12 protein-coding genes and 1 tRNA gene are annotated in these 11,911 nt (G+C 33.9%); 10 read left to right on the top strand and 3 right to left on the bottom strand.

What is annotated here, in order from left to right; translation table 11 throughout:
• Window positions 1-74: 74 nt before the first annotated feature.
• Complete coding sequence (locus ACH2BV_RS03240; protein ID WP_395049266.1) at window positions 75-953, top strand: hypothetical protein; 879 nt, start codon at window positions 75-77, stop codon at window positions 951-953.
• A gap of 98 nt (window positions 954-1,051) precedes the next feature.
• Window positions 1,052-1,462 carry an RDD family protein gene (locus tag ACH2BV_RS03235; RefSeq protein ID WP_395049265.1) on the top strand — a complete coding sequence of 137 codons (411 nt, stop codon included), beginning with the start codon at window positions 1,052-1,054 and terminating at the stop codon, window positions 1,460-1,462.
• 164 nt (window positions 1,463-1,626) lie between these two features.
• Here ACH2BV_RS03235 and ACH2BV_RS03230 read toward each other — a convergent pair whose 3' ends face one another.
• Window positions 1,627-2,307 (bottom strand): hypothetical protein, encoded by a 681-nt coding sequence (locus tag ACH2BV_RS03230; protein ID WP_395049263.1) that lies wholly within the window; start codon window positions 2,305-2,307, stop codon window positions 1,627-1,629.
• Window positions 2,308-2,778: 471 nt separating this feature from the next.
• Window positions 2,779-3,369 carry a secretion protein gene (locus ACH2BV_RS03225; RefSeq protein WP_395049262.1) on the bottom strand — a complete coding sequence of 197 codons (591 nt, stop codon included), beginning with the start codon at window positions 3,367-3,369 and terminating at the stop codon, window positions 2,779-2,781.
• A 186-nt stretch (window positions 3,370-3,555) separates the two neighbouring features.
• Between ACH2BV_RS03225 and ACH2BV_RS03220 the strand changes: the two genes are divergently transcribed.
• The 4 genes from ACH2BV_RS03220 to ACH2BV_RS03205 all read left to right on the top strand — a co-directional run bounded on the left by ACH2BV_RS03220 (window position 3,556) and on the right by ACH2BV_RS03205 (window position 6,555).
• On the top strand, window positions 3,556-4,428 hold the full coding sequence (locus ACH2BV_RS03220; RefSeq protein WP_395049261.1) for an AraC family transcriptional regulator: 873 nt from the start codon (window positions 3,556-3,558) through the stop codon (window positions 4,426-4,428).
• Window positions 4,429-4,566: 138 nt separating this feature from the next.
• A complete protein-coding gene (locus ACH2BV_RS03215; RefSeq protein WP_395049260.1) occupies window positions 4,567-5,283 on the top strand; it encodes a DsbA family oxidoreductase in 717 nt (238 codons plus the stop codon).
• Between the two features lie 42 nt (window positions 5,284-5,325).
• Entirely contained in the window at window positions 5,326-6,282 is a 957-nt protein-coding gene (locus ACH2BV_RS03210; RefSeq protein ID WP_395049258.1) for an aldo/keto reductase, read from the top strand.
• A 114-nt stretch (window positions 6,283-6,396) separates the two neighbouring features.
• Entirely contained in the window at window positions 6,397-6,555 is a 159-nt protein-coding gene (locus tag ACH2BV_RS03205; protein WP_395049256.1) for a hypothetical protein, read from the top strand.
• Between the two features lie 295 nt (window positions 6,556-6,850).
• Here the strand turns inward: ACH2BV_RS03205 and ACH2BV_RS03200 are convergent.
• Window positions 6,851-6,930, bottom strand: a tRNA-Leu gene (locus ACH2BV_RS03200).
• A gap of 286 nt (window positions 6,931-7,216) precedes the next feature.
• On the opposite strand from ACH2BV_RS03200, the gene ACH2BV_RS03195 reads away from it, so the two are divergent.
• From ACH2BV_RS03195 to ACH2BV_RS03180, 4 genes are all read left to right on the top strand, one after another.
• Window positions 7,217-8,158, top strand: coding sequence for a ribose-phosphate pyrophosphokinase (locus tag ACH2BV_RS03195; protein ID WP_395049255.1), 942 nt, complete (start codon window positions 7,217-7,219; stop codon window positions 8,156-8,158).
• 68 nt (window positions 8,159-8,226) lie between these two features.
• Window positions 8,227-8,835, top strand: coding sequence for a 50S ribosomal protein L25/general stress protein Ctc (locus ACH2BV_RS03190; protein ID WP_395049253.1), 609 nt, complete (start codon window positions 8,227-8,229; stop codon window positions 8,833-8,835).
• 270 nt (window positions 8,836-9,105) lie between these two features.
• The gene (gene pth / locus ACH2BV_RS03185; RefSeq protein ID WP_395049252.1) at window positions 9,106-9,780 is read left to right on the top strand and encodes an aminoacyl-tRNA hydrolase; all 675 of its coding nucleotides are present in this window, start codon (window positions 9,106-9,108) and stop codon (window positions 9,778-9,780) included.
• 63 nt (window positions 9,781-9,843) lie between these two features.
• The gene (locus ACH2BV_RS03180) at window positions 9,844-11,889 is read left to right on the top strand and encodes a M43 family zinc metalloprotease (RefSeq protein WP_395049251.1); all 2,046 of its coding nucleotides are present in this window, start codon (window positions 9,844-9,846) and stop codon (window positions 11,887-11,889) included.
• The last annotated feature ends 22 nt before the right edge of the window (window positions 11,890-11,911 follow it).

Raw genomic sequence — 11,911 nt, 5'->3', positions numbered from 1 at the left:
ACTTTATGTCTCTTGGCAATTATCGCTTTGGGAACTTATGCCGATTATAAAGAATTTATTTATTTTCAATTCTAATGCAAAAATTTATAATAGTAGTTGCCAAAATTTTACTCACGTTGCTGGTACTTTTAGTAGTACTGGACTGGACTTATACAACCGTGTTTTTGCATTCTTCCAATCGTGGAAAAGTGGAAAAAGTCTTCAATTCCAAAGCCGGAAATTATGATGTCTTGATTTTGGGTTCATCAAGAGCCAACAATCATTTCGTGCCCGAACTGTTTGAAAAGAAAGGACTGAAAACCTTCAATTACGGAATGAGCGGTGCGCATTTATTCGAAGCTTCACTATTGCTGAAATTGATGGCAGAACGCCACTATAAAATAAAAACCGTGATTCTGGAAGCCGATTTGGGTCTTTGCAACGAAAAAGAATCCGATGCTATTGCTGCAAAATTCCTTCCTTACATTCATCATTCCAAAGTAATCAAAGAACATTTTTCAAAGCTGGAAAACTTTAATGAGTTGTATTATATTCCTTTTTATCGTTATGTTGATTTTGATGCCCTCATTGGTTTCCGGGAAATGTACAATACCGCAAGGGGCAAACCGACGAATATTTTGGATCATTTGGGCTATCATCCTTTGGGTCATAAACCCGGAAATATGAAGAATGACATCAGGGCTTTGAAACCCATTCGCAACAAATATTACGAGGAAATCAAGCAAACTTGCAAGCAGAACCATTACAATCTAATTGCCGTGATGACGCCAATGTGTACCAATGTGAAAGGACTGGATTATTTTGAAAAAGCAAACAAGATTTACCCCGAAATTCACAATCTGGAAAATGTGGTGGAAGGAGATCAATATTTTTCTTCCTGCGGACATATGAACGATACTGGTGCGAGAATGTTTACTTCGATAGTAATAGAAAGGTTTTTTGAGAAGAAATAGTATAAAATCCCGAAACTTCGGGAATATATTTTTATTTAGAAAATCAAAATTACCAATTTTTCCTATATTTACTTTCGTAAAAAATTCAATTAATAGTTATGAAAGAGGATAAAATAAAATACATAGTGATAAGAGGTTTAAGTGCAGTTGTAGATATATTATTTTATGCAACTATAATGAAATTCTTATCGCCATATATAGGCACTAAAAATGCAGATGGAAATTACTATACGAATACTGCAATTGGAATTTTGTTTTATTATATAATCCAATTATCGCAAGACATAGTTTTTGGAAAAACATTAGGAAAACGTTTATTTAAATTAGGGTTATATCTAGAGGATGAAAAATCCTTTTTTGGGACTAATAGAATTTTACGAATCATAATTAGAAGATTATTTGATTTACTTGATATTATTTTATGTCCGTTTTTTTTCATTGGATTTATTTTATTTTCTAAAAAAAATCAAAAGGTAGGAGATTATATTTCTAAAATGATTGTAAAATAAATGTTTGAACGGACACTAAAACCTTTGCGCAAAATAGTTGCTTGATTTTTTTCAAAATCCTAGATAATGTCATGTGTGATAGAACGATTTTTTGAAACAAAGCAACAAAAATCCCGCTGATACAAATACCAACGGGAGTTTTCTAACAAACCATTTTAACAAATCTAATTATTTATTCTGACATCTAAACTTCCTGTTACTTTGGGTTTTGCACCATTAGTTCTATAATAGTTGTAATCTTCATTACTATTGTTTTGGTTATTACCATAATCATGATTGTTGTCGTTATTATTGTTTTGGTTATAACCAGAATCATGATTGTTGCATTCATCATCGTTATTTTGGCCGTATTGATATTCTCTACCTCCTTTTACAGTTCCAAAAATGTCAACAATTTGACCACGACGGTTATAGATAATTTGCAAACCACCTACTTGTGTTAAAGCATAACGGTTGTAAGTCATATAAACAGAACCAACTCGTTTAATTCTGTCATTTGCATCATAGTTAATAAACACATTACCAATACGTCTTACTTTGCCTGTGTAATCATGTTCTACTTTTACACCGTAATTTCTATTCTGCCCATTCGCAGGAAATCCATACGTTTTATTTGGACCATTTCTTCTTCCTGATTTATAATACATATCGTCAGTTGAAGGACGCGTATTAAAATCAAATTGTCCGTCAGGGAATACGTAGAACTCAACGCCTCTTTCCGTGAATACAATTGGATCGGCATTTCTAAAATCAACAGGAGATCTTCTATCATTTTTTTCTGTTGCATTTGCTACACCACTTCCAATAAGGAAGATACTAGCGACTAAAAGGGTAATTTTTTTCATAATCAATATAATTTGGGTTTTGCCTACTCGTGAGCTTTTCGGCTTTCGCTTTTTTACTTATTTGAATAGGTATATCCAAGTAGCGTGCCAAAGATTGGAAGCACAGTTTCGTTTTTTTGAACAATTGGCAAATTATAATTATTCAAAAGCCTTACTGTCAATGATTTGAAAATTTAAAAATAAAATAATTAATTTAGGCAAAAAGCAAAATTTGGGTGTTCTTTAACAAAAACCAAATTATGCTTTGGGTCTTTTAATTGAGTTTTGATCAAAAAAATTCATTAGAAAAACAAAATGTGGGATGAAATCAAGTTTGGAATGTATAAATCAATTGACCAAAACACTAGAATATAGAATCAAGAAGCATGCGCGAAAATTATTTTTGTATTCAAAAAAAATTTAGGAAAGATATAGGAATAAAAAAACAGCTCCAAAATGGAGCTGCTTTAATTCACAAATTAATTAATAACTTCAGTTAGGAAATGTTTTCGTAAATATCTTGTTGTTATAATTCATTACAAAAGTGTATTTCTCAGACTTAATGTTTTTGATATCAAAAAACTTCGTTATATTTTGATCCGTTAGTTTATCACTGGCATAAACTTCGTTTTCCTCATTGTCGTAAATTTTTATATTAACGGAAGATTTATCCAAATTGAAAATGCTTAGCGATATCAATCCTGCTTTTTCACCAAATACTGGTTTATAAACTTCTGAAATAGCAGTATCCGACAATGTAGCTGTATCTCCAACAACTGAAATTTCATATCTAACAATTTTCATTTCAGATTCAGCCTCCAAATAATAAGTTCCTTCTGGAAAAGCTTTTAAATCGTAAGTTCTATTAATAATCTTTTGGGAAGTCACCTTTTCTGAGTGAACTATTTTACCTTCAGCGTCATAAATAGATAAATTAACATTATTCATCTTATTCAAAGCAAAAGTTACCATCTTTCCTTGTTCTTTTTTTACAACTAATGTAAAATCAACAGTACCAGCGTGAACGTTCATAGTTATTAATGCTACGACCAACACTAAACTAAATTTTAGAATCTTTTTCATAATTTACTTTTTTAAGTTATTAATGATTTTTATTTGAAGCAAAGATATTGCAGTGATTTGGAGCACAACAACTCCCTATTTTCTTATTTATATAGTATATTACCTTTTACGAAAACGAAATAGGTTAAAAAAGACAATATTGTATTGTTTTAGGTTAATTTTGTATTGATTTTAAAATATAGTATTATGAAAAAGTTAGTTCCTACCTTAGAAATAATAGAACCATCGTTCGGAAGTTCCTTCACTTTGACCAAATATGTCAATAATGAGAATAGCAAATCCCACTTTTGGCATTACCATCCCGAAATCGAATTGGTATATGTTAATGGTGGCGCAGGCAAACGTCAAGTGGGAAGCCATATTTCTTATTACACCAGTGGCAGTGTAATTCTTATAGGAAGTAATTTGCCACATTGCGGTTTTACCGATGAAAACACAGGAAATAAAAAAGAAACGGTGATACATATGAAGCCAGACTTCCTTGGCACTGATTTTTTTGGAATATCCGAAATGAAAAATATCAAACATCTTTTCAATAGAGCCAAAGCGGGCATTGTCTTTATTGGTGAAACCAAAAAAAGAATAGGAAGCAAACTAGAGCTTATTGAAAATCAGCTTCCGTTTGAAAGACTGCTCACTTTACTCTCTATTTTAAATGAAATGGAAGAGGCCACAGAATTCAAGGTATTGAATGCCGAAGGGTTTTCGATGGATTTGCAAATGCAGGATAATGACAAAATCAATACGGTTTTTAATTACGTGAAAGATAATTTTCAAGAGCAAATCACTTTAGATGAAGTCGCTGCATTGGTCAGTATGACTGTTCCCTCCTTCTGCCGCTATTTCAAAAAGATAACCCAGAAAACATTTACCAAGTTTGTTAATGAATATCGCTTGGTACATGCTTCTAAACTATTGGCGGAAAAACCCATAAGCATTACTGAAATTTGTTTCGAAAGTGGTTTCAATAACTTCAGCTATTTCAATAAAACATTTCAAGAGTTTACAGGCAAGAGTGCTTCGAATTATCGAAAAGAACTGCGTTCCGTTCTGGAGTAATTTTTATCTTATATATTATAAGAGGAAATTCATCCTTAAACCTTTCACAATAAAAACCTAAATTAAAAACAGCCAAAAGCGAATTGATTATTTTTGCAATACAAAATCGATTGGCAATGCCAATAAAGGAATCACAAAATGGAAAATAAATTGAAAGTACAGATTTGGTCGGATATTATGTGTCCGTTTTGTTATATAGGAAAAAGAAGAATCGAAGAAGCTTTAACCCTTTTTGAACACAATGAAGCCGTTGAAATCGAATGGAAAAGTTTTCAATTGGATGCTGGTTTTATTTCCTCTCCCGAAGATAATATAATCGAACATTTGGCAGAAAAGTACAGAAAAGACATGGATTGGGCTCAAACTATGGTCGACAATATGACCGAAAATGCAAAAACAGCAGGATTGGATTTTCATTTTGAAAAAGCGGTTTTGGCTAATTCCCATAACGCACACCGATTGTTACACTTGGCAAAAAAACATGATCTCGCCAACGAATTAGAGGAAATGCTATTTAAAGCCTATTTAACAGATGGCAAAGATTTGAATAATTTGAATATATTGAGCCAACTGGGAATCGCCATAGGTCTTAAAGCCGAAGATGTTGCACAAGTTTTGCATTCTAACGCTTATAGCAAAGAAGTGAAACAGGATATTCAAGAGGCAAATGCTATAGCCGTTCAAGGCGTTCCTTTTTTTGTTTTCGATAATAAATATGCCATTTCTGGCGCACAACCGGCAACGGCTTTTTTACAAACTTTAGAAAAAGTGTGGCAAGAAGGACAATTTGATTCGAAAGTGACTTTGGTAAATACCACGACCAGCAATAGTTGTGACATTAATGGATGTGATTAAAAAACAAAAATTTATAAATTTAGCAGCAAATAAAAAACAATTATGAAATACAATAGATGTGGAAAAAGCGGCTTACTATTGCCGCAAATTTCTTTAGGATTATGGCACAACTTCGGTTCTGTAGATAGTTTTGAAAATGCGGAAAGCATTGCCAAAGAAGCCTTTGACAAAGGAATTACCCATTTTGATTTGGCCAATAATTATGGCCCGGTTCCGGGTTCTGCAGAAACTAATTTTGGGAAAATTCTAAAAAATAATTTTCAAGGAAACCTCCGAGATGAAATTGTAATTTCAACCAAAGCTGGTTATGGAATGTGGCCTGGCCCATATGGAGATTGGGGTTCCCGAAAATATTTATTGTCGAGTTTAGACCAAAGTCTGAAACGAATGGATATAGATTATGTAGATATTTTCTATTCCCATAGATTCGATCCAGAAACACCTCTCGAAGAAACAATGATGGCCTTGGATTATGCTGTAAGAAGCGGTAAGGCTTTGTATGCTGGAATCTCTAATTATCCTGCGAAAAAAACTAAAGAAGCAGCCACGATTTTAAAACAACTCGGAACACCCTGCCTAATCCATCAAGCGAAATATTCTATGTTCGAGCGTTGGGTAGAAGACGAATTATTGGATGTTCTCGAAGAGAAAGGAGTGGGTTGCATTGCATTCTCCCCTTTGGCACAAGGACTATTAACTGATAAATATCTTAAGGGAATTCCAGAAAATTCTAGAGCTTCAAAACCGAACAGTTTTTTAAAAATAAATGATATTACCGCAGAAAAAATCCAGAAAATTACCCAATTAAATACCATTGCATTGGAACGAAACCAGTCCTTAGCTCAAATGGCATTGGCTTGGTTGCTAAAAGACAAGCGAGTAACATCAGTTTTGATTGGCGCAAGTTCAGTAAGCCAATTAAATAATAATATAGACAGTTTGAATAACTTGAATTTCTCTCAGGAAGAATTGAAAGCGATTGAGAAAATCTTAAAATAAATTGTCATTCCAAACTTTTTGGAAATAAACACAGTCTATTTTATTTATCAACAATACGCTAAAATCAACTTTTTATCCACACAACAATTATTGGCTATTCTGTAATTTTACACCATGTATGCTTTAGGAGAAGATGTTCCAACTTACAATACAATGCGCCCACAATATTCTTTGCAAGGTAACAACGCAGAAGAAATATTTTCAGGAAAACCGTTGGATATAAATCATTACAAAAACTATTTATATAGCAAAAAAACATTGAGAACCATCTAAAAACAACAAAACAGATGTAACGGCTGTAAATGATACTAAAAAACAAAACCTAATACCAGATTTATTCCAGCATTAGGTTTTATTCTTTCATCCCAAATTTTATGATTGTTACTTTATTTTGACTTTTCTATAACAGCCTCATTATTAATTACAATTCCTTAAATGGAACGTTTTATTATAAAAGAATCGTCTTGGAAGCAGGGCAGAAAATAAAAACGTCGGGCAATGGTTGGGTTTTTGAATTAAAAAAAGCCTGTAATGTATTGATTTACAACACAATTACAGACTTTTTAAGTACCCGGAGCCGGAGTCGAACCGGCACGGTTTCCCACAGGTGTTTGAGACCAGCGCGTCTACCAATTCCGCCATCCGGGCTTCAGCAGACAGAAATAACAACAGTTATTTCACGCAATAAAGAGATATTTAGTGGTAGCTAAACGTCTTTTTCCTTTAACACGGTGCAAATGTAAAAAATAATATTAACGTTTCTAATAAAAATACTCGAAATTTTCCTTTCAGAGTTCGATTTTATTCCTAAATTTGCACCTCGGTAAAACGAAACACACTAACTAACTACACCCGAGACGTATACAAACATCAAGCTTTGACAAATGTCAAAGCCCAATTGTGTGGAGCGTAGCGGAATAAAACAACATACTAAATGTCACACTTAGAACCAGAAGCTAAAATTTTTGCGTGCTCAGAAAGTGTTTATCTCGCAGAGATAATCGCTAAAGAATACGGAATTCCTTTAGGCAAAATGACAATGGCAAAATATAGTGATGGAGAATTTCAGCCATCTTATGAAGAGTCAATCCGGGGTTTACGTGTATTTATTGTCTGTTCCACTTTTCCAAGTGCTGACAATTTAATGGAATTATTGCTTATGATTGATGCTGCAAAACGCGCATCGGCCAGACATATCACAGCAGTAATACCTTATTTTGGTTGGGCAAGACAAGACAGAAAAGACAAGCCAAGAGTTCCGATTGGAGCAAAATTAGTGGCTAAATTATTAGAAACTGCCGGCGCAACAAGAATTATGACGATGGATTTGCATGCAGACCAAATTCAGGGATTCTTTGAAAAACCAGTAGACCACCTTTTTGCATCGACAATATTTTTGCCTTATGTAAAAAGTTTAAATCTTGAAAATTTGACTATTGCATCGCCAGATATGGGAGGTTCTAAAAGAGCTTATGCCTATTCAAAGTATTTAGAATCAGATGTGGTAATTTGTTATAAACAACGAAAAGAAGCTAACATCATTGACACGATGGAGTTGATTGGTGAAGTGAAAGGAAGAAATGTAATTCTGGTAGATGATATGATTGATACCGGAGGCACATTGGCGAAAGCCGCAGATTTAATGATAGAAAAAGGAGCATTAAGCGTGAGAGCAATTTGTACACACGCCATTTTATCTGGAAGTGCTTACGAAAAAATAGAAAATTCGAAATTACTCGAATTAATAGTTACCGATTCTATTCCGTTAAAGAAGGAATCAAACAAAATAAGAGTGGTGAGTTGTGCGCCTCTTTTTGCTGAAGTAATGCACATGGTACAACATAACAATTCCATTAGCGGGAAGTTTTTGATGTAATTCATTTACGCAAAGGCCAAAAGCTAATTTAACAATGAGTTTAATAATTAACTATATAAATTTTTACAATGAAATCGATTACAATTAAAGGATCAGAAAGAGAAAGCGTGGGCAAAGTTGCGACTAAAGCCTTACGTAATGCTGGAGCGGTTCCTTGCGTTATATACGGAGGAAATCAACCAGTGCATTTTTCAGCAGACGAAAGAGCATTCAAAACCTTGGTTTACACCCCAAACGCACACACTGTTGTGATTGAACTTGGAGACAAATCATTCAATGCCATTTTACAAGACATTCAGGTACATCCTGTATCTGACAAAATTTTACACATTGACTTCTTTCAGTTATTTGACGACAAAGAAATCACTATGGAAGTTCCTGTAAAAGTAACTGGTGTATCTCCAGGAGTACTTTTAGGAGGTGTTTTACGTTTAAACACTCGTAGATTAAAAGTAAAAGCATTACCAAAAAATCTTCCAGATTTTATAGAGGCAGAAATCTCTCAACTTGAAATGGGGAACAAATTGTATGTTACGAAACTTGTTTCTGACAAATACAAATTATTGCACCCAGAAAACACTGTTGTTGCTCAAGTAAGAATTTCTCGTGCAGCTATGAAAGCAGCTCAGGAAGCAGCAAAAGCAGCAAAAGCTCCTGCAGGGAAAAAGAAAAAATAATATTTTTCGAACAATTCAAGAAAGCATCAGTTGTAAAACTGGTGCTTTTTTTGTTTTAAGGAGCACTACGATTTGCAAATTAATGACCATTGCTCCCGCTGTTCGCTTCAATCCACGAAATTGCTTCGTGCCTCGCATTGACGTGGGATTTCCACTGCCATCGGGGCTAATGAAAAACACTCCTTTTCACAACAAATTTTTTAAAGCTTCCAGCCTTTATAAGGCTGATAGCTTTAAAAAAAATTAAAAAATTAAGTTTACTTTTGCAATATGATAAAATGGTTAAACACATTGTTTTCAAAAATAAAAACAGAAGACAACACTGATCGTATAAAACCGGAGCTTATCGAAAACCAAAAAAACAATATAAAAAACGTGAGTAATAAATTTTTAATAGTTGGACTTGGCAACATTGGTGCCGAATATGTAAATACCCGACACAATATAGGGTTTAAAATTGTCGATTTTTTTACAAAAAAGGAAGGAATCAACTTCGAAACCTTGAAACTGGGCGCGCTTGCCAAATACAAATTCAAAGGAAGAACCTTTTTGCTCTTGAAACCCAACACCTTTATGAACTTAAGCGGTAAAGCGGTAAAATATTGGATGGACAAAGAAAATATTCCATTAGAAAACATACTGATAATCACGGATGATTTGAACCTGTCTTTTGGAAAAATCCGCATTAGAAAAAAAGGAAGCGATGGCGGACACAATGGACTAAAAAGCATACACGTCACTTTAAACACAACCGATTATACCCGGTTCCGTTTTGGCATCAGCGACGAATTCAAAAAAGGAAAGCAAATAGATTATGTCCTTGGTGAATGGGACGAAGACGAAAAAGTTGCACTTCCGGAACGATTAGAATTGGCTTCCGAAATCATAAAATCTTTTGGGACTGCAGGATTAGAGAATATGATGACTACTTTTAATGGAAAATAAGAAAGTGAAAAAATCTTTTTATATTTAAATTATATTTAATTTGGTCTTTTCTAGTTATTTAAAATGAAAAACACTTCTCATATTCATAATTTGTTTGTTGTATTTTGTTTGTTTATTCTAGGTTTGACTTATAGTCAAAACAGAATACCAACAAAAAATACCTTGTTTGGCAAACCAATAAAGACAGAAAATGTAAATCCAGTTAATGGACACATTCGATGTGCAACTACAGAATACGAGAAATTTCTCCAAGAAAAAAACCCAAAACGATTGACTGATGCTCAGTTTGAAACCTGGTTGGCTCCATTAGTTAAGCATTATCAATCTATGCGAACTACATCTCAAAGTGGCGGAATAATCACAATTCCAGTTGTTGTTCACGTGATACATAACGGTCAAGCAATTGGAGTGGCACCAAACATTACTGATGCTCAAGTACAATCGCAGATTAAAGTACTCAACGAAGATTATAGAAAAATGTTAGGAACACCCGGGTATAATACAAACCCAGTTGGTGCTGATACTCAAATACAATTTGCACTTGCTTTACAAGACCCAAATGGAAACCCAACAAACGGAATTGACCGAATAAGTTTTTGCCAAGAAAGTTGGTCAGATACTGAGTTTGATTCAAAGGTAAAACCAGCAACGATTTGGGATCCTGCATTATATATGAATATGTGGAGCGTTAAATTAACTGATAGTACAGTTTTGGGCTATGCGCAATTTCCTGACGCTTCGGGTTTACCGGGCCTTGACACTACTGGCGGTAACGCAAACTCTGATGGAGTCGTTTCTAGTTATGATGTATTTGGTAGTATTACCTATAATGACGGAACTTTTTTATTGGATGCAACATACAACAAAGGAAGAACCATGTCTCATGAAGTAGGTCACTGGCTAGGATTAAAACATATTTGGGGTGATACTTCTTGTGGTGATGATTTTTGTGCAGACACACCTGTTCACCACGATGCCAACTATGGTTGCCCTACGGTTGTAAATTGTGATGCCAACGGAAATGAAATGGTCGAAAACTATATGGATTATACAGATGACTCCTGTATGAACATTTTTACCCAAAATCAAAAAGACAGAATAACAGCCGTTATGGATAATTCGCCTAGAAGATCTACGCTAAAAACTTCAACAAAAACTTCACCAATACCTTTGCTTGCAAATGATGCTGAAGTGAAACTTGAGTCAAGCTGTCCTATATCCGTTTGTGGAGCTATTCCTAACCAAACTACTCAGAAAATAACTATCTATAACAGAGGAACAATTAATTTGTCTTCCGCTATATTAACTTATAATATTAATGGCGGTATTGATAAGACCTATAATTGGACTGGAAATTTAGCCCCAAATGAATCGAATACTTTTGATGTTACTATAAATGCATCAATAAGCGGAACGATAAATGCTAAAATTATAAAAGCTAATGGGGTAACAGATCAGAGGATTACAAATAACTCGGCATCTGGAACATTTGTACTTCCTGACACGTCTCCTAATTATACCGTTACTGATTTTGTGTTTAGATTACAACAAGACGAATTTGGAAGCGAAACTACTTGGGACCTAAAAAATGATTCAGGATCAATTTTATACAGCGGCGGTCCATATACAGACTCAACACCAATGCCAGCATTAATAACTCAAAACTGGACGCTTTCCAATAACGACTGCTATACTTTTACAATAAATGACATTGAAAACGATGGAATATGTTGCGAATTTGGAGCTGGTTATTATGACATTAAATCTTCAGACGGTGTTATTGTTGTTGCCTCTGGAGCATCATTTTCAACAACTGAAAGTAAAACTTTTAGCATTAATTTAGACGAAGCAGAAATAGTTGTAGATTCTGATGATTTTTATATATATCCAAATCCTACAAAAGAACTTTTAAATGTCAAAACACCCAGCAATTCAGGGTTTTTGAATAGCTATAAGATTAGCAACGTTTTAGACCAAATAATACAAACCGAAACTTTTTTTAATGTAGATGACTTTACAATTAACACTGCATCTTTAAATAGTGGCACCTATTTTATTGCTATTGAAAAAGGATATAAGAAAAAAACTTTGAAGTTTATCAAAGAGTAGTTTTGTTAAATAATATCCTTAG

Source organism: Flavobacterium sp., assembly GCF_043780635.1.
In the GTDB taxonomy this organism is placed as follows: domain Bacteria; phylum Bacteroidota; class Bacteroidia; order Flavobacteriales; family Flavobacteriaceae; genus Flavobacterium.
This window is presented reverse-complemented; position numbering and strand designations above follow the sequence as displayed.

Excerpts from the sequence above, each read along its gene's own strand:
- ACH2BV_RS03225 (WP_395049262.1), bottom strand. The coding sequence starts at position 3,369 with ATGAAAAAGATTCTAAAATTTAGTTTAGTGTTGGTCGTAGCATTAATA.
- pth (WP_395049252.1), top strand. The coding sequence starts at position 9,106 with ATGATAAAATGGTTAAACACATTGTTTTCAAAAATAAAAACAGAAGAC.
- ACH2BV_RS03235 (WP_395049265.1), top strand. The coding sequence starts at position 1,052 with ATGAAAGAGGATAAAATAAAATACATAGTGATAAGAGGTTTAAGTGCA.
- ACH2BV_RS03180 (WP_395049251.1), top strand. The coding sequence starts at position 9,844 with ATGAAAAACACTTCTCATATTCATAATTTGTTTGTTGTATTTTGTTTG.
- ACH2BV_RS03205 (WP_395049256.1), top strand. The coding sequence starts at position 6,397 with ATGTATGCTTTAGGAGAAGATGTTCCAACTTACAATACAATGCGCCCA.
- ACH2BV_RS03195 (WP_395049255.1), top strand. The coding sequence starts at position 7,217 with ATGTCACACTTAGAACCAGAAGCTAAAATTTTTGCGTGCTCAGAAAGT.
- ACH2BV_RS03230 (WP_395049263.1), bottom strand. The coding sequence starts at position 2,307 with ATGAAAAAAATTACCCTTTTAGTCGCTAGTATCTTCCTTATTGGAAGT.
- ACH2BV_RS03215 (WP_395049260.1), top strand. The coding sequence starts at position 4,567 with ATGGAAAATAAATTGAAAGTACAGATTTGGTCGGATATTATGTGTCCG.
- ACH2BV_RS03190 (WP_395049253.1), top strand. The coding sequence starts at position 8,227 with ATGAAATCGATTACAATTAAAGGATCAGAAAGAGAAAGCGTGGGCAAA.
- ACH2BV_RS03240 (WP_395049266.1), top strand. The coding sequence starts at position 75 with ATGCAAAAATTTATAATAGTAGTTGCCAAAATTTTACTCACGTTGCTG.
- ACH2BV_RS03220 (WP_395049261.1), top strand. The coding sequence starts at position 3,556 with ATGAAAAAGTTAGTTCCTACCTTAGAAATAATAGAACCATCGTTCGGA.
- ACH2BV_RS03210 (WP_395049258.1), top strand. The coding sequence starts at position 5,326 with ATGAAATACAATAGATGTGGAAAAAGCGGCTTACTATTGCCGCAAATT.